At 69.2% G+C, this 16,012-nt stretch carries 17 protein-coding genes; 3 read left to right on the top strand and 14 right to left on the bottom strand.

All coding sequences use genetic code 11. The annotated features are described in order from the left end of the window. Nucleotides 1–45 precede the first annotated feature (45 nt). Genes glyS through rpsP form a run of 7 tightly spaced genes read right to left on the bottom strand, consistent with a single transcriptional unit; the run spans nucleotide 46 to nucleotide 5,544 of the window. On the bottom strand, nucleotides 46–2,142 hold the full coding sequence (gene glyS, locus HMPREF1008_RS07095; protein WP_009279180.1) for a glycine--tRNA ligase subunit beta: 2,097 nt from the start codon (nucleotides 2,140–2,142) through the stop codon (nucleotides 46–48). Beyond that, nucleotides 2,143–3,051: a glycine--tRNA ligase subunit alpha gene (locus tag HMPREF1008_RS07090; protein ID WP_009279179.1), complete on the bottom strand. Its 909-nt coding sequence runs from the start codon at nucleotides 3,049–3,051 to the stop codon at nucleotides 2,143–2,145. It lies immediately after the preceding gene. A gap of 39 nt (nucleotides 3,052–3,090) precedes the next feature. Next, nucleotides 3,091–3,651 carry a signal peptidase I gene (lepB, locus tag HMPREF1008_RS07085; protein ID WP_009279178.1) on the bottom strand — a complete coding sequence of 187 codons (561 nt, stop codon included), beginning with the start codon at nucleotides 3,649–3,651 and terminating at the stop codon, nucleotides 3,091–3,093. After that, nucleotides 3,648–4,397: a tRNA (guanosine(37)-N1)-methyltransferase TrmD gene (gene trmD / locus HMPREF1008_RS07080; RefSeq protein WP_009279177.1), complete on the bottom strand. Its 750-nt coding sequence runs from the start codon at nucleotides 4,395–4,397 to the stop codon at nucleotides 3,648–3,650. The genes lepB and trmD overlap by 4 nt, the downstream gene beginning before the upstream one ends. After that, the gene (locus tag HMPREF1008_RS07075; protein WP_255348654.1) at nucleotides 4,394–4,888 is read right to left on the bottom strand and encodes a ribosome maturation factor RimM; all 495 of its coding nucleotides are present in this window, start codon (nucleotides 4,886–4,888) and stop codon (nucleotides 4,394–4,396) included. The genes trmD and HMPREF1008_RS07075 overlap by 4 nt, the downstream gene beginning before the upstream one ends. Before the next feature lie 33 nt (nucleotides 4,889–4,921). Further along, the gene (locus tag HMPREF1008_RS07070; protein WP_009279175.1) at nucleotides 4,922–5,218 is read right to left on the bottom strand and encodes a KH domain-containing protein; all 297 of its coding nucleotides are present in this window, start codon (nucleotides 5,216–5,218) and stop codon (nucleotides 4,922–4,924) included. Between the two features lie 5 nt (nucleotides 5,219–5,223). Continuing rightward, on the bottom strand, nucleotides 5,224–5,544 hold the full coding sequence (gene rpsP / locus HMPREF1008_RS07065; protein ID WP_009279174.1) for a 30S ribosomal protein S16: 321 nt from the start codon (nucleotides 5,542–5,544) through the stop codon (nucleotides 5,224–5,226). A 257-nt stretch (nucleotides 5,545–5,801) separates the two neighbouring features. Here rpsP and HMPREF1008_RS07060 point away from each other — a divergent pair, with 257 nt between their 5' ends. Genes HMPREF1008_RS07060 through dinB form a run of 3 tightly spaced genes read left to right on the top strand, consistent with a single transcriptional unit; the run spans nucleotide 5,802 to nucleotide 9,012 of the window. Next, nucleotides 5,802–6,488: a response regulator transcription factor gene (locus HMPREF1008_RS07060; RefSeq protein WP_009279173.1), complete on the top strand. Its 687-nt coding sequence runs from the start codon at nucleotides 5,802–5,804 to the stop codon at nucleotides 6,486–6,488. Then, a complete protein-coding gene (locus HMPREF1008_RS07055) occupies nucleotides 6,489–7,727 on the top strand; it encodes a cell wall metabolism sensor histidine kinase WalK (RefSeq protein ID WP_232202849.1) in 1,239 nt (412 codons plus the stop codon). It abuts the gene before it with no gap. Nucleotides 7,728–7,740: 13 nt separating this feature from the next. Next, nucleotides 7,741–9,012 carry a DNA polymerase IV gene (gene dinB / locus HMPREF1008_RS07050; protein WP_009279171.1) on the top strand — a complete coding sequence of 424 codons (1,272 nt, stop codon included), beginning with the start codon at nucleotides 7,741–7,743 and terminating at the stop codon, nucleotides 9,010–9,012. Between the two features lie 8 nt (nucleotides 9,013–9,020). On the opposite strand, the gene rsfS is transcribed toward dinB, so the two are convergent. From rsfS to HMPREF1008_RS07015, 7 genes are read right to left on the bottom strand one after another with little or no spacing between them, the layout of a single operon-like run. Further along, on the bottom strand, nucleotides 9,021–9,425 hold the full coding sequence (gene rsfS, locus HMPREF1008_RS07045) for a ribosome silencing factor (protein WP_009279170.1): 405 nt from the start codon (nucleotides 9,423–9,425) through the stop codon (nucleotides 9,021–9,023). A 21-nt stretch (nucleotides 9,426–9,446) separates the two neighbouring features. Further along, nucleotides 9,447–10,094, bottom strand: a complete 648-nt coding sequence (gene yqeK / locus HMPREF1008_RS07040; protein ID WP_009279169.1) for a bis(5'-nucleosyl)-tetraphosphatase (symmetrical) YqeK — start codon at nucleotides 10,092–10,094, stop codon at nucleotides 9,447–9,449. Then, nucleotides 10,084–10,869, bottom strand: a complete 786-nt coding sequence (nadD, locus tag HMPREF1008_RS07035; RefSeq protein WP_009279168.1) for a nicotinate-nucleotide adenylyltransferase — start codon at nucleotides 10,867–10,869, stop codon at nucleotides 10,084–10,086. The genes yqeK and nadD overlap by 11 nt, the downstream gene beginning before the upstream one ends. Before the next feature lie 9 nt (nucleotides 10,870–10,878). Continuing rightward, complete coding sequence (proB, locus tag HMPREF1008_RS07030) at nucleotides 10,879–11,991, bottom strand: glutamate 5-kinase (protein WP_009279167.1); 1,113 nt, start codon at nucleotides 11,989–11,991, stop codon at nucleotides 10,879–10,881. A gap of 2 nt (nucleotides 11,992–11,993) precedes the next feature. After that, complete coding sequence (gene obgE, locus HMPREF1008_RS07025; protein WP_009279166.1) at nucleotides 11,994–13,382, bottom strand: GTPase ObgE; 1,389 nt, start codon at nucleotides 13,380–13,382, stop codon at nucleotides 11,994–11,996. 53 nt (nucleotides 13,383–13,435) lie between these two features. Beyond that, nucleotides 13,436–14,182, bottom strand: a complete 747-nt coding sequence (locus tag HMPREF1008_RS07020) for an energy-coupling factor transporter transmembrane protein EcfT (RefSeq protein WP_009279165.1) — start codon at nucleotides 14,180–14,182, stop codon at nucleotides 13,436–13,438. After that, a complete protein-coding gene (locus tag HMPREF1008_RS07015) occupies nucleotides 14,183–15,964 on the bottom strand; it encodes an ABC transporter ATP-binding protein (protein ID WP_009279164.1) in 1,782 nt (593 codons plus the stop codon). Between the last annotated feature and the right edge of the window lie 48 nt (nucleotides 15,965–16,012).

Here is a 16,012-nt window from a genome sequence, read left to right as displayed (position 1 = left end):
GCCCTCTAGCACCCCGTCTCGACCTCCGCCGGGGCGGGGCCTTGCCTACTTCCTGCGAGAGAGTGCGCCGACGTTGGCCACGTCGGAGAAGACGCCGGCGAAGCGGTTGAGAAGGCGCAGCCTATTCTCTCTTACCAGAGTGTCCTCGTCCATGACGAGCACGTCATCAAAGAATCGGTCGATTGGCTCCCTTAGCTCGGCGAGAGCCTTGCAGGCGCCCTCGAAGTCCTTCCGCGAGAGGCACTCCTCCACATTTCGCCCACCATCCTCGCAGGCAGAGAGGAGGCGCAGCTCCGCCTCCCCGAGGAGGGAGCGGTCCACCTCGCTCCCGAGGCTGGCGTCGCCGAGGTGGGCGGCGCGGGCGTAGGCGGTGGCGAGGTCGTCGAAGAGCTCGGGCTGCTTGGCGCGGGCGTCCTCGAGGGCATGCGCGCGGGCGAGGAACTCGGCGGGGTCGATGACGCCCACGGACGAGATGGCCTCGATGACGTCGACCGAGACGCCGTCGTCGCGGGCGATGGTGGCAAGGCGACCTGCGAAGAAGTCCGCCACCTTGCCGGCGACCGACGAGGCGTCGAAGTCGAGCCCCTGCGCCAGGTATGCGTCAAGGGAGAGACCGATGAGGCGGCGCAGCGACACCTCGGGGAGCGTGCGGAGGAGCGCGATGACGCCGATGGCGGCGCGCCGCACCGCGAAGGGGTCGGAGGAGCCGGTGGGTGGCTCGTCTATGGCGAAGATGCCGCAGATGGTGTCGAGCTTGTCCGCCACGGCGACGGCCTTGCCGACCTCGCCCGAGGGGAGCTCGTCCCCGGCGAAGCGTGGACGGTAGTGCTCGCGGACGGCGTCCGCCACCTCAGCGTCCTCCCCCGCCGCCTGGGCGTAGTAGCCGCCCATGACACCCTGCTGGCTCGTGAACTCGACCACTGCCTGCGTGACGAGGTCGGCCTTGGCCAGGCGCGCCGCGCGCCCGGCGAGCGCGGCGCGCCTGTCGTCCAGACCGGCCTCGCGGGCGACCTCGGGGGCCAGCGCCTCCATGCGGCCGGCCTTCTGGAGCACGGTTCCCAGCCTCTCCTGGAAGACGACGCTGGAGAGTCGTTCCACGTAGTCCTCGAGCGGGCGCTTCAGGTCCTCCTCGTAGAAGAACTTCGCGTCGTCCAGCCTGGCGCGGACCACGCGCTCGTTGCCGTCCACGACGCGCCCGGAGTTCTCGGGCGCCGTGTTGGAGACGACGACGAACTCGCGGGTGAGCTCGCCCGCGACGTCGTAGATCGGGAAGTAGCGCTGGTTCGTGAGCATGGACTCGCAGATGATCTCGTGGGGGACGCGGAGGAACTCCTCGTCGAAGGTGCCCACGAGCACGGTGGGCCACTCGCAGAGGTTGACGACCTCGTCGAGGACCTTCCTGGGCGTGTCGACGTGGGCCCCGTCGCGCTCCTCCTCGACCCGGCGCACGCCCTCCATGATGACCGCGCGCCTGCGCTCCTCGAGGAGGACGCCGGCGGACTCGAGGACGGACTCGTACTGGGCGGGGTTTGGCACGACGTGCTCGCCGGGACCCAGGACCCTGTGCCCGCGCGTGGTGTTCGAGCTCGTCACGTCCGCGTAGCTCACGGGGACGACGTCCTCTCCAAAGAGGCAGCAGATCCAACGGATGGGCCTCACGAAGCTCGCGTGCTCGCTGCCCCAGCGCTGGCTACGGTAGTTGGGCCACTCGAGGGAGCCGATGACGCGCTCGGAGAGCTCCGAGAGGATGGGCGACGCGGGGCGGGAGGGGATGCTCTTCTCGGCAAAGACGTACTCGCGGCCGTCCGCGTCCACGCGCCGCGCGAGCTGCTCGGCGGCAAGCCCCAGCTTGCGCGCGAAGCCCTGCGCCGCCTTCGTGGGAGCGCCGTCGGAGTCGAAGGCGATGTTGACCGCCGGACCGCGCTTGACCTCGTGGACCTCCTCGGTCTGGGCGGCGACGTCGCGGACGATCACGCTGAGCCTGCGCGGGGTGGAGCAGGGACGGACCTCGCCATGGGCGAGCCCCGCCTCGTCGAGCCCCTTGCTCACGAGCGCCCCGAGCTGGCGGGTCGCGTTGATGAGGGGCGCGGAGGGCATCTCCTCGCAGCCGATCTCGAGCAGGAAGTCACGCGTCTGTGCCATCTAGGCCACCTCCCCCTTCTGTGCGTTTGCGTCCTTTCCGGCGACCTCTTCGAGGTAGGCCTCGCAGCAGGCCTTGGCGACGGTGCGGACGCGCAGGATGTAGTTCGCGCGCTCGACGGCCGAGAGGGCTCCGCGGCTGTCGAGGAGGTTGAAGGCATGGCTGCACTTCATCACGCAGTCGTATGCGGGAAGCGGGAGCCTCGCCTCGAGGCAGGAGTGGCACTCGGCCTCGTAGTCGTCGAACTTCTGGCGCATCATCTCGACGTTGGCGACCTCGAAGTTGTACGCGCTGAACTCGCGCTCGTTCTCGAGGAAGACGTCGCCGTAGGTCATGGGGGTTCCGTCGGGGAGGTAGCTCCACACCAGGTCGTACACCGAGTTGACGCCCTGGGCGTACATGGCGATGCGCTCGAGGCCATAGGTTATCTCGACCGGGACGGGATCAACCTCGATGCCTCCAACCTGCTGGAAGTAGGTGAACTGGGTCACCTCCATGCCATTGAGCCAGACCTCCCATCCCAAGCCCCAGGCACCTAGGGTCGGGCTCTCCCAGTCGTCCTCGACGAAGCGGACGTCATGCCTGCTGGGGTCGAGGCCAATCGCACTCAGCGATCCCAGGTAGAGCTCCTGGGAATCTGCGGGAGAGGGCTTCATGAGCACCTGGAACTGGTAGTAGTGCTGCAGGCGGTTGGGGTTCTCACCGTAGCGCCCGTCGGCGGGACGGCGGCAGGGCTGGGGGTAGCAGGTCCTCCAGGAGCCGGGGCCCAGCGAGCGCAGCGTGGTCGCGGTGTGGAAGGTGCCCGCGCCAACCTCGCTGTCGTACGGCTGCATGACCGTGCAGCCCTTCTCCGCCCAGTAGTGCTCAAGAGCCAGGATCATGTCCTGGAAGGTCAACGCCTTCTCGCTCATGCCTTTTGCCTCTCCCATCGATGTCGTGCGCTGCCGACCCTAGAGCCAGCGCGCGTCCGTGAGGGGCCAGTAGATGAAGAGGCCCCTCGAGGTGACGCTTTCCACGCTCACCGCGCCGAAGTAGCGCGAGTCGAGCGAGTTGGTGCGGTTGTCCCCCATGACCCATATGCTGCCCTCGGGGACGACGTAGGGGTAGCTGACGTCCGCGTCAAGCAGCCGCGAGTGCTGCTGGAGGGGATAGCTCGGCTTGCCCATCACGTAGGGCTCGTCGAGGGCGCGGCCGTCCACGTAGACGACCCCGTCGCGAAGCTCGACCGTCTGCCCTCCCACGGCCACCACGCGCTTGATGAGGGTTGTGCCCGCATCGTCGGGGTCGTCGAAGGTGACGACGTCGCCCGCCTTGGGCGCGCTCGCGCGCAGGCTCAGCTTCTCTCCCAGGAGGCGGTCCCCCTCGTGGATGGTCTCGAGCATGGAGCCCGAGGGCACCAGGTAGAACTCCGCCACGTAGCTGCGGACGAGGAACGCGATGCCCAGGCCCACGACGACGCAGAGCACTAGCTCGAGGGCGAAGGGCATGCGATGCGGCGTGTCGTCGCTCATTTGGCTCCTCCTTCCCCAGAGGACTCGATGACGGCGCGGGCGAGGGCGCGCTCCTCTTCGGTGAGCTCGGCCCCGTCAAGCAGGTCGGGCCTCCAGAGGGCCGTGCGCTCGACCGCGTTCCTGCGCCTCCATGCAGCGACGGCAGCGTGGTCTCCCGAGAGGAGGACCTCGGGCACCCCCCTGCCCTCATACTCCGACGGGCGGGTGTACTGGGCATACTCGAGCAGTCCGTCAGAGAAGGACTCGTCCCGGGCGCTCATCTCGTCGCCCAGTGCACCGGGAAGGAGCCTCACGACCGAGTCGATCACGACGAGCGCCGCGAGCTCGCCGCCGGTGAGGACGTAGTCGCCCAGAGAGATGCGCTCGTCCGCGAGCTCGTAGGCCCGCTCGTCCATCCCCTCGTAGCGCCCGCAGACCAGAAGCACCCTCTCCTCGTGCGAGAGGCGCTCGGCGACCGACTCGTCGTAGCGCCTGCCGCAGGGGGTGAAGAAGACCACGTGAGGGCGGGCCGGGTGCCTCTTGCTGATGTCGCGGACCGCCTCGAAGATCGGGGCAGGCTTCATGAGCATGCCCTGGCCGCCACCGAACGGCGCGTCGTCTACCGTGCGATGGCGGTCGTGCGTCCAATCGCGCAGGTCATACGACTCGAACTCGAAGATGCCCCTCGCCTGGGCGCGCCCCATGATGGAGGTCTCGAGGTAGGGGGCGAACAGGTCCGGGAAGACCGAGAGCGTCTCGAACCTCAATTCCCCACCTCCCCCAGCAGGCCTTCGGGCGCGTCGACCAATATCTCCCCCTCGGGCGGGAGCTCGCTGACGACGGAATCCACCACCGGGAGCAGGACCTCCCCATGCGGCCCGCCGTCGATGACCCACACGTCGTTGGCCGGCCCCCTCATGAGCTCGACGACGGAGCCCAGGCGACCCCATCTGACGTCGCGGACGGGCCGCCCGACGAGCACGTCCGCGTCGTGGAGGGCATAGCCCTCGGGGAGGTCCCCCACGCGGGCGAGGAGGAGCTTGCCCACGAGCCTGGAGGCGGAGTCGATGTCCCCCACCCCCTCGAGGGAGACGAGCTGGCCGCTTCGGCCCTCGTCCGCAGAGAGGACGCGCCGCATGCGCGGGCCCTTGAGCGCCGGAGGCACGACGAAGGTCTCGAGCCCCTCGCGCAGCAGAGGAGGAAGGCCGTGAACGGAAACCGTCACGACCTCCCCCCTCTTGCCGTGCGTCTTCTCCACACGGGCTATGGCCCTGTAGCGTGGGTGCAAGGCCTATCCCAGGACCTCTACCTCGACGGAGGTGCCCACCCTGGAACCCAGCGCGCGCGCAAGCGTGCGGATGGCCTTGATGGTGCGGCCCCTCCTGCCTATGATGCGGCCGGCGTCCTCCTCGGCACAGCTGACCTCGATGAGGGCCGAGCCCTCGCTGTCGGTCACGTCGAGGGACACCGCGTCCTCGTTGGTCACGAGCCCGCAGACGATGTACTCGACGAGGTCGGCGACCCTGTCGGAAGCGACCTGCCCCGGGACGTCCTCGGACTCGACGACTTCGCTGACTTCCTCGGACACGATGCCTACTCGGCCTCGGTGGCTGCGGCGGCAGCCTTGGCGGCGGCCTTCTTGGAGAGCTTCTGCTTCTTCTCGGGCGCAGGCTCGCCGGAGCGGGCGACGTCGATGAGGTGGGAGACGGCGTTGGTGGGCTGGGCACCCTTGGCAACCCACTCGTCGATCTTCTCGAGGTCGAGGTCGATGGTCTTGGGGGAGGTCAGAGGGTTGTAGCGACCAACGAGCTCGATGTAACGGCCGTCGCGGGGCATGCGGCCGTCGGCGACGACGACGCGATAGAACGGGTGCTTCTTGGCACCGTGACGAGCGAGACGAATCTTGACTGCCAAAGTAGAACTCCTTCAGACGAGCGGCGCCGTGGTAGTTGAATGAATGCACCGCATAGCCACACAAAAGCAGGCAATATGATACGACAGCGCCCAAGGGGCGCAAGGTGCAGTTTTTGTGAACTGCACCCCGCTCCCAGGCGATTGTGTTTCGTTCTGGGCCTGCGTTAAGTGGCCCTTAAGGTCCTTAACGTACCATCGGATGGTATTTGTCCCCCAAAACGAACAATAGCCTCTGTGCCCGAAAGATGGAGAATCCCATGAACATTCTGGTTGTGGAAGACGAGCGCAACCTAGCCGACGCCATCGTCCAGATCCTGAAGGGCGGCGGCTTCAACGCCGAGGCCGCGTACGACGGGAACGTCGGCCTCTCGTCCGCGCTCAGCGGCATGTACGACGCGGTCGTCATGGACGTCATGCTCCCCGGCAAGGATGGGGTCCAGGTCGTCCACGAGCTGCGCCACGAGGGGAACTCCGTGCCCGTCCTCATGCTCACCGCCCGCGCCTCGACCTCCGACAAGGTCGAGGCCCTGGACGCCGGTGCGGACGACTACATGACCAAGCCCTTCGAGGACGCCGAGCTCCTCGCCCGCCTGCGCGCGCTCACCCGTCGCCAGGGCGACGTCGTGATCGACGAGGTCAGCTTCGCGGACCTCACGCTGGACCTCGCGACCCATGACCTCAGCTGCAACGACAGCTCCGTCCACCTCTCGGGCAAGGAGTTCGAGGTCCTGAAGATGCTGATGGGCTCCACCGCCCGCGTCGTCTCGAAGCAGGACCTGCTGGTGCGCGTCTGGGGCACCGACGGAGAGGCGTCGGAGAACTCCGTCGAGGCCTACATCTCGTTCCTGCGCAAGAAGCTGGGCCACATCCACTCGAAGGTCCAGATCACCACCCTGCGCATGCTGGGATATCGACTCGAGGAGTTTGACCTGCCCAGGGAGTAGGTGGCAGCCGTGCTCGAGAGGCTCAAGCGCAAGTTCATGGTGATCGTGATGACGCTCGTGGGGACCGTCCTCGCGAGCGTCCTTGGTCTCATGTACTACTCCTCCTTCACGACCCAGGCCAACCTCGTGAAGGAGTCCCTCAACCGTGGGCTCGAGGGGAGCCTCAGCCCCCTGCCCGTCATAGGCTCGGAGGGTGCGCGCGTGGGCGGCATGCTCACCGTGGTGGTGGAAGTCTCCGAGAAGGGCGTCGTCCTCCAGACGAGCGAGTCGCCGGCATACATCAGCGGCCCCGTCCTCGCCCGCGTCATCGACGACGCCCTGACCCAGGGTGTGACGAGCGAGCGCATCGGGGACCTCCACGTCGTGTGGAAGAGCGCCGTCACCGACCAGGGGAACATCCGCATCGCCATCGTGGACACCACCATCGCTGACCGCGCCCTCACGAGCCTCCTGCTCAACGCCATCGTGGTCATGGCGGCAAGCCTCTCTATCCTCTTCGCCGTGGCGTCCTTCCTCTCGAACTGGGCCATTTCGCCCATAGCGAGGGCATGGGAGCAACAGAGGCGCTTCGTGGCCGACGCGTCGCATGAGCTCAAGACGCCGCTCTCCGTCATTCTGGCCAACTCGCAGATCCTTGCCCGGGACGACCGCATCCCCGAGGACGACGCGCGGTGGGTCGAGAGCACCGTCGACGAGGCGCAGCACATGAAGAACCTCGTGAACGACCTGCTCGAGCTCGCCAAGGCGGAGGAGGGCACGGACGGGCTGGGCTCGGCGCTCTCCTCGGAGGAGGTGGACTTCTCGAACCTCGTGGAGTCCGCGGCGCTCGAGTTCGACCCCGTCGCCTTCGAGCGCGGCTGCTCCATCGAGACCTCGATAGAGCCGGGCCTCAAGGTCAAGGGCGACCCCGAGTGGCTCGAGCGCCTGGCCAAGATCCTGATAGACAACGCCTGCAAGTACGCCCGTACCCAGAGCGTCGTGCGCGTGCGACTGCGACGCAGCTCAAGGCATGTGCAGCTCAGCGTGAACAACCAGGGAGCCCCCATAGCCAGGGAGGACCTCCCCCACATCTTCGACCGCTTCTACCGCAGCGAGCGGGCGCGGAGCAGGACCAACGGGGACGAGGGCGGCTTCGGGCTGGGCCTCGCCATCGCGAAGGGGGTCGCCGAGGCATGCGGCGGCGGCATAGCCGCCGAGAGCGACGAGGCGTCCGGAACCACCTTCACGGTCACCTTCTAGGGGAGGCCGGCGCATGGCGGAGGGAAGCGGGAGGGAGCAGGACCGATCCTTGGGCCTCCCCTGGCAGGGGCCTGCCGTGGGGCTGCTGGACCTCGACGCGTTCTTCGCCTCCGTGGAGCAGCTCGACCATCCCGACTGGAGGGGGCTCCCCGTCATCGTCGGGGGCTCCCCCGAGCGCAGGGGCGTCGTCTCGACGGCATCCTACGAGGCCCGTCGCTTCGGCGTCCACTCGGCCATGCCGTCCTGGCAGGCGCGCCGGCTCTGCCCCGGCGCGATCTGGACCCCGGGCCGCTTCGACCGCTATCGCGAGCTCTCGCGGGCGGTCATGGGAATCGTCCAGGACGAGACCCCCCTCGTGGAGCAGGTGTCGATCGACGAGGCGTTCTTCGACGTGACCCCAGGGCGATGGTCGCGCGAGAGCCCCCTCGACATCTGCCGCCGCATCCAGCTGCGCGTGCGAAAGCTGGGCATCACCTGTTCGATCGGCCTGGGAACGAGCAAGACCGTGGCGAAGATCGCCTCCGAGCGCCAGAAGCCGCGCGGGCTCACCGTCGTGCCGCCCGGCGCGGAGGCCGCCTTCCTCGCACCGCTTCCCGTGAGGGCCATGAGCGGGATAGGCCCCGCGACCGAGCGCAGGCTCCAGGAGCTCGACGTGAGGACGCTCGGCGACCTCGCCCTGCGCGACGAGGCAGAGATGCGGCGCGCCCTGGGAAGCGTAGGCCCCCAGCTCGTGAGAAGGGCGAGGGGGATGGAGGGAAGCCCCGTCAGAGAGACGGCGCGGCCCGAGGAGGCCAAGTCCGTCTCGAACGAGCGGACCTTCTCGCACGACCTTCTCACGAGGGAGGAGGTGGATGCCGCCATAGGCCAGGTCTCTGCCCTCGTGGGAGAGCGGCTGCGCAAGCGGGGGCTCCGCGCCTCGACGGTCACCCTCAAGCTGAAGTTCGACTACCTCCACGCACGAACGGCGCAGAGGGCGCTGCCAAGGCCCACGGACGACGAGAGGAGGCTTGCCGCCTGCGCGCGCGGGCTCCTCTCCGGGCTCTGGTCCCCGGGACTCGGGATAAGGCTCGTCGGCGTCGGCGCGAGCGACTTCGGCGAGGGGGCCGCGGAGCAGCTCTCGCTCTTCACGGACGAGAAGGGCGACGAGCGCGACCTGAGGGGCCTCTCGCTTGCCACCGACGAGGTGCGGAGGCGCTTCGGCAGGGACGCCATCTCCTACGGCAGGGACCTCAGGCTCCGGGACGGAGGCTCGGACACGCTTCCCATGAACGGCGGGGGCCGGTAGCGGCTCCCCTACTCGCCCGTCGCCCCGAGGCCGGCCGAATCCCCTCCGGCCGCCTCGCCCTCGAGCCCCAGCGTGAGGCGGGGGGCGTCTCCCCAGAGGCGCTCCAGGCGGTAGAAGTCGCGGGTCTCGGGCTTGAAGACGTGCACCACGAGGGGACCGAAGTCGAGGAGCACCCAGCTCCCCGCCGCCTTTCCCTCGACCGAGAGCGGCTTTGCGTGGCAGTTCGCCTGGAGCTTCTCCTCGATGTGGTCGACCACGGCATCCACCTGGGGCTTGCTCGAGGCGCTGCAGACGAGGAAGTAGTCGCAGACGTCGGACACGGACGAGAGGTCCAAGAGGACGATGTCGCTGGCCTTCCTCTCGTCCGCGGCGGTGGCGGCGATGCGGGCGAGCTCGAGCGGGGTTGCGGGCATGTGCAGCCTTCCCTTCTTTGTTTATCGGCCCTTGCGAGCGTGCGCGAGGGCAAGCGCGTTGTATACCTCGATGGTACCCGGATACAGGTACCTCCGGGTCCTGACGACGTACTCCACCCCGCCGGCGAAGGCGTTCCAGTAGACCTCGTCGAGCGGGGCGCGGGCGGCGACCATGTCACGCGTGGCCTGGATGCCGGGGGTGGCGGGTCGCAGCGGCTCGATCCCGTCCGCGACGAAGACGATCATGTCGAGGGCCGTCATGTCCGCCGAGCCCAGGGTGTGCAGGCCGATTGCCCGGAACACCTCGGGCGGGAGCTCGGGATAGAGCCCGGGCAGCTCGCGGGCCGCCGTGAGCCCGTGCAGGAGCGGGAGGACGAGGTGCAGGTCGACCCCAAGGTCGATGCCCAGGTCCCTCGCCGCGGAGAGGAGCTCCTCGTCGGTGAGGACCTTGTCCCAGTCGTGCAGGGTCCCCGCGGCGCGCGCCAGGAAGGGGTCCACCCCGTAGGAGAGCGCCAGCGACTCGGCGCAGCGAGCCACCGAGAGCGAGTGCTCCAGGCGGCGGGGCCTTGCCACGGCCATGCGGGCGCGGAGGTCGCCCTCGAGGCGCTCGAGGCAGGACGCCTGTCCCTCGTCGTAGTCCACGCCGGTCCCGGAGGGCTCAGTAGCCAAGGTCGTCCCCTCCCGCCACGGAGCCGTAGCGCGTGGGCCTGACCCCATAGAGCTTGTGCTTGTGGATGTAGCCCGTCACCGGGTCGGGGGTGAGGTAGCGCAGGCTCTGCCCGCCGCGCACCCGCTCGCGCAGGTAGCTGGACGAGATGGCGAGTGCGGGCACCTCCAGGTAGGTCACGTCGAAGTCGAAGTCGGACTCGGCGATCGCCCGCTGGGCGCGGCTGAGGTCGTAGCCGGGGCGGGTGGCGCCCACGAGCTTGGCGAGATGAGCGATCCTCCCCGCGTCGCGCCAGGTCACGATCTCTGCGATGGCGTCCGCACCGGTGATGAAGTGGAGCTCCACGTTGTCCGGGTAGATGGCACGCATGCGCTCGAGTGTGTCGGCCGTGTAGGTGACGCCCTCTCGGTCGACCTCGAAGCGGCTCGCGACGAAGTGGGGGTTGTCGGAGGTGGCGAGGAGGGTCATGGCGTAGCGGTCCTCGCCCGAGGTCACGGCGCGGTCCTGCTTGAAGGCGGGGCGACCGGCGGGCATGAAGACGACCACGTCCAGACCCAGGTCGTCGAAGGCCTGCTCGGCTGCCACGAGGTGGCCGTTGTGGATGGGGTCGAAGGTGCCTCCCATGATGCCGATGCGGTAGGTCCGCGCCGGGTCCTGCCCCAGGATGGGCAGGTCCCCCTTGCGGATGACGTCCTCGGCGATGTGCTCCACCTCCCCAGGCTGCAGGTAGTCGAAGGAGAGGGGCTCGGAGCTGCGGGGAACGGGTGGCTTCGTCATGCTTCCCTCCTAGAGCACGAGGAGCTCGTCGCGGTGGATGGCGGGCTGGCCGTCCTTCTCGGGCATGAAGCGGGCGATCACGTCGAGGCGCAGGCCGTGCACGCGTGCCATCTCGTCCGACGAGTAGCGGGTCACTCCCCTTCCGACGAGCGCCCCGTCCGCGCCGACGACGTTGACCACGTCGCCCGCCTCGAACTCGCCCTCGGCCCTCAGCACGCCGACCGGGAGCACGGACGCCCCCGACTCGACGACCGCCCTGCGTGCGCCGTCGTCGAGGACCAGGGTCCCGCGCACGACCTCCGCAAGTCCAATCCAGAGCTTGCGCGCCCCCTCGTGGCTTCCCTCGCCGGGCTCGAAGCGCGTGCCCACCCCCTCCTCGCAGGCGGCGCGCAGGAGCACCCCCTCCTCGCGGCCCCGGCAGATCACGAGGGGGATGCCGGCCGCCACGGAGGCGCGCGCGGCACGGAGCTTGGTGGCCATCCCGCCCGTGCCCACGGAGCTCGTGGAGCCGCCCGCCATGGCGGCTATCTCCGGCGTGAGCTCGCGCACCAGGGGGACCAGCCGCGCGTCGGGGTCCTCCTGGGGATTCGCGGTGTAGAGCCCGTCCACGTCAGAGAGGATCACGTAGAGGTCCGCCGAGACGAGCGTGGACACGATGGCGCCCAGGGTGTCGTTGTCGCCGAAGGCGAACTCGGCCACGGACACCGTGTCGTTCTCGTTCACCACGGGAACGGCACCCAGCTCGAGCAGGCGCTGGAGGGTGTTGCGCGCGTTGAGGTAGCCGTCGCGGTCGGTCACGTCGCGACGGGTCAGGAGGACCTGGCCGCAGGCGACGCCATGGCGCGCGAGCTCGACGGCATAGGCCTCCGTGAGGGCGGCCTGCCCCGCCGAGGCGCAGGCCTGGAGCCCAGGGATGTCACGGGGCCGCTCCTTGACGGCGAGTCGCCCCATGCCCGCGGCGACGGCGCCGGATGACACGATGACCACCCCTACGCCGCGCGCGACGAGTTCGGCCACCTGGTCGCAGACGGAGGCGATGAGCCCCAGGTCGGGACTGCCGTCACCGGCGACCAGGGTAGACGAGCCCAGCTTGAAGACGACGCGCGTGGGAAGGTCCGCCACCCCTACTCGCCCTCCTCGTCCGAGGTCGCGAGCTCCTCTTCGAGCTCGTCGTACGCGTCCTGCGCGCCCTCTCCCTCGTAGTCGAAGGCGAAGCCCAGTATGCGCACTTCGTCCCCAGCCTGGCAGCCCGCCGCCGCGAGCTTGGCGTCGAGGCCCATGCGGTCGAAGCGGTGCTGGAGGTATGCGATGGCCTCGTCGTTGTCCCAGTCGGTCTGGACCACCATGCGCTCGACCAGCCCGCCCGAGACGCGCCAGATGCCGCGGGACTCCATGCGAATCTGGACCGCCCGGTCGCGGCGCTGGCGCTCGCGTTCCACGGCCTCGTTGAAGTCGGGGAGGATGGTCGTGGGCTCGATCCTGCTCCTGAGCTCGGCCACCTCCGCCGCGCACGCGGTGGTGAAGTCCTCGAGTCCCTCGCCCGTCACGGCCGACACGGCGAAGAACGCGTGGCCGTCGGCCTCCGCCGCCGACCTCACGCGCCCGAGCGCGTCCTCCGTGCCCGGCATGTCGCACTTGTTGGCGAGAACGATCTGGGGCCTGGAGGCGAGCTCCTCCGCGTAGGCGGCGAGCTCCGCGTTGATGGTGCGGTAGTCCTCGAGGGGGTCACGCCCCTCGTAGCCGCCCGTGAGGTCGACGACGTGCAGGATGAGCGCCGTGCGCTCGATGTGCCGCAGGAACTCGTGGCCGAGGCCGCGGCCTTCGGAGGCCCCCTCGATGAGCCCCGGCACGTCGGCGACGACGAAGGAGGCCCCGTTCCTGGCCCTCACGACGCCCAGATTGGGGACCAGCGTGGTGAAGGGGTAGTCCGCGATCTTGGGACGGGCGGCGGAGAGCCGGGCGATGAGCGAGCTCTTGCCCACCGACGGCATGCCCACGAGGGCGGCGTCGGCCATGAGCTTCATCTCGAGCTCGATCCAGTGGTCGAGCGCGGGCTCGCCCTTCTCGGCGAAGGCGGGCGCTCTGCGCACCGAGGTCACGAAGTGTATGTTGCCCCTGCCGCCCGCGCCGCCGGGAGCGACGACCACGCGCTGGCTGGGCTGGGTGAGGTCGGCGATCTCGTAGGCGGGCTCCATGGTCTGGGGGTCGAGCTCGCGCACGACGGTGCCCAGGGGGACGCGCAGGACGAGGTCATCGCCCGCGCGGCCGTGGCGCCGGGCGCCCTGGCCGTGCGTGCCCCTCTCGGCCTTGAAGTGGTGCTTGTAGCGATAGTCGATGAGCGAGGAGAGCTGCGGGTCGGTGACGAGGACGACGCTTCCGCCATTGCCGCCGTCGCCGCCGTCCGGCCCTCCCTTGGGAACGAAGGCCTCGCGACGGAAGGACATGCAGCCGGCCCCGCCGTCGCCGCCCTTGACGTTGATGCGGCAGAGGTCCGTGAAGGTGTTGGTGGGCATGATCCTCTCTTTCTCGTGGTCATGCCATGGTAGAGCATCGGGACGTGGGGACGCTAGAAGAGCGCCCCCAGCACCACGAGCGCCACGCCCGGGAGCAGGCAGGCGACGTCCACGGCAGAGAAGGGGTAGCGCTTGTACGACGACTCCCTGCCCCTGAGGTAGAAGCCCCTCTCCTCCGCGGCGAGCGCCGTGTCGTCCGCGCGGGCGACCGAGGAGATGAGCAGGGGGGCCGCGAGCGGGAGCATGAGGCGGAGCCTGCGGAGGGGGTTGGGCGTGTCGAAGTCCACGCCGCGCGCGGTCTGGGCCTCCACGATCTTGGCCATCTGCTGGGAGAAGATCGGCACGAAGCGCAGGGCCGTGGTGATGGTGAAGGCATAGCGGTAGGGCACGTGCAGAACCTCGACGGTGGCATTGGCGAGGTCGGTGAGCCTCGTGAGCGAGAGCATCATGACCAGCGGGAGGGCGAAGGCGACCAGGCGCAGGGCCACGTGCGCACCGCGGTCGAGGCCCTGGTCGGTGACCCAGAGGAAGAGCGGGGTGCCGGAGCGCACCACCACGGTCTGCACGAGGAGCATGAGCGCGCCGAGCGAGAGGAAGCCGGCGAGGAGCGCGAGGGTGCGCCTCAGGATGCCCGCGTAGGCCCCCAGGGCGACCAGGAAGAGCAGCACCCCGAGGAGCATGCCGTAGCCTTGCGCCAGGAAGGTCGCCACGCAGACGCAGACGGCGAGGACAACCTTGGTCACGGGGTTCGCGCGATGCAGCAGGGTCGTGCCCTCGGAGTAGTCCAGCACGGACGCCATCTAGCCCACCAGCCCTTCCGTCACGGCGACGATGTCATGGACCTCGGTGACGCCCTCGTACCCGCAAGAGACGTCGGCCGAGAGCCTGCGGGCGAGCTGGGTCACCTGCGGGGCCGCGACGCACGCGCGCGCGAGCAGGCCCTCGTCGGCGAAGACCTCGCCCGGGAGGCCGTCGGCGAGCACCCGCCCGTCCGTCATGACCACGACCCGGGTCGCGAAGTCGGAGACGACCTCCATGTCATGGCAGACCATGGCCACCGCGCAGCCCCTCGAGCGGGCCACCTCGACCGCCTCCATGACGGTCATGCACTCGCGGTAGTCGAGCCCGCTCGTGGGTTCGTCCAAGATGAGCACCTCGGGGTTGGTGACCACGACGGAGGCCAGGGCGACGATCTGCCTCTGCCCACGTCCCAGCGAGAACGGGGCGGCCTCGGCGGGAAGCCCGAAGTGCTCGACGCAGTCGCGCGCGCGGGAGAGCGCCTCGGCGTCGGGCGTCCCGAGGAGCTGGAGGCTGAAGGCGACCTCCTCGACCACCGTCTCCTTGCAGATCTGGCGGTCGGGGTCCTGGAAGAGGGTCGAGACGTGCTGCGCGATCTGGCTGGTGCGGGCACGGGAGGTGTCGAGCCCGGCGATGGTGACGCGTCCGGAGGAGGGCTTGAGGAGGCCGTTCATGAGCTTGGTCACGGTCGTCTTGCCGGCGCCGTTCTGCCCCACCACGGCCACGAGCTCCCCCGGGCGCAGCTCGAGCGAGACGTCCTCGACGGACGCCGTCCCACCCGGGTAGCTGAAGCCGACGTGGTCGAACGTGAGCATGGGGTCGCTCGCGAGCTCGAGGGCCGTGGGCTCGCCGTGCCTGCGACCCCCCTCAAGGCGCAGGGGAGGCCGAGTGGCCGCCCGCGCCAGGGAGCCCCTCTCCCCCACCACGCGCGAGACGAGCGCCGCCGCCTCGCCCACCGTGAGGCTCACGTCCCCCTCGCGGGCGAGTCCGCGGCTCCTCAGGAGGTTGGACACGCGCGTGACGCGTGGGCTGTCGACCCCCATGCTCCTGAGCTCCTCGGAGTGGGAGAAGACCTCGCGCGGCGAGCCGAGGAGGGCGAGCCTCCCCTCCCTGAGGACGGCGACGTGACGACAGAACTCGCAGAGCAGGGCCACCTTCTGCTCGACGACCACGACGGTGATGCCCTCGCGCCGGTTGAGCTCGCGCAGGGTCTGGAACACCATGAGGGAGGAGGCGGGGTCAAGGGCCGCGGTGGGCTCGTCGAGCACCATCACCGAGGGACGTATGGCCAGGATGGCTGCGATGGCGAGCTTCTGCTTCTGGCCGCCCGAGAGCGTGGCGACCTCTCGGTGGAGGAGCCCGGAGATGCCGCAGGTGGCGAGCGCCTCGCCTATGCGGCCGGGAATCTGATCGTGGGGCACGCCGAAGTTCTCGAGGCCATAGAGCATCTCGTCCTCGACGCTCGAGGCGACCATCTGGGCGTCGATGTCCTGCAGGACGGAGCCCACCTTGCGCGAGACGTCGGTGAGCCCCACTTCGCAGCTGTCCATCCCGCAGACCGTCGCCACCCCCCTGAACTCGCCGGCGAAGTGATGCGGAACGGCACCGGAGAGGACCGAGCAGAGGGTGGTCTTGCCCGCGCCGGAGGGCCCGATGACACCCAGGAAGTCGCCCGGGACGATGTCCAGGCAGAGGTCGTCCACCGCCGGGGAGCCTCCCCCCTCGTAGGTGAACGAGACCCTGTCCAGGCTGATGAGGGGATTTGTGGGACCTTGCTGAGACACGCTACCTCCAGAGCCGGCTTCGCCTGCATGACTGCGCCCGGGCGCTGG

The organism is Olsenella sp. oral taxon 809 str. F0356 (assembly GCF_000233535.1).
GTDB classification, from domain to species: Bacteria; Actinomycetota; Coriobacteriia; order Coriobacteriales; family Atopobiaceae; genus Olsenella_I; species Olsenella_I phocaeensis.
Note: the sequence above shows the minus strand (reverse complement) of the source record. Positions and strands in the feature narration are given on the sequence as shown.

Excerpts from the sequence above, each read along its gene's own strand:
- HMPREF1008_RS07060 (WP_009279173.1), top strand. The coding sequence starts at position 5,802 with ATGAACATTCTGGTTGTGGAAGACGAGCGCAACCTAGCCGACGCCATC.
- HMPREF1008_RS07020 (WP_009279165.1), bottom strand. The coding sequence starts at position 14,182 with ATGGCGTCCGTGCTGGACTACTCCGAGGGCACGACCCTGCTGCATCGC.
- lepB (WP_009279178.1), bottom strand. The coding sequence starts at position 3,651 with ATGAGCGACGACACGCCGCATCGCATGCCCTTCGCCCTCGAGCTAGTG.
- nadD (WP_009279168.1), bottom strand. The coding sequence starts at position 10,869 with ATGACGAAGCCACCCGTTCCCCGCAGCTCCGAGCCCCTCTCCTTCGAC.
- HMPREF1008_RS07090 (WP_009279179.1), bottom strand. The coding sequence starts at position 3,051 with ATGAGCGAGAAGGCGTTGACCTTCCAGGACATGATCCTGGCTCTTGAG.
- rsfS (WP_009279170.1), bottom strand. The coding sequence starts at position 9,425 with ATGCCCGCAACCCCGCTCGAGCTCGCCCGCATCGCCGCCACCGCCGCG.
- obgE (WP_009279166.1), bottom strand. The coding sequence starts at position 13,382 with ATGCCCACCAACACCTTCACGGACCTCTGCCGCATCAACGTCAAGGGC.
- dinB (WP_009279171.1), top strand. The coding sequence starts at position 7,741 with ATGGCGGAGGGAAGCGGGAGGGAGCAGGACCGATCCTTGGGCCTCCCC.
- glyS (WP_009279180.1), bottom strand. The coding sequence starts at position 2,142 with ATGGCACAGACGCGTGACTTCCTGCTCGAGATCGGCTGCGAGGAGATG.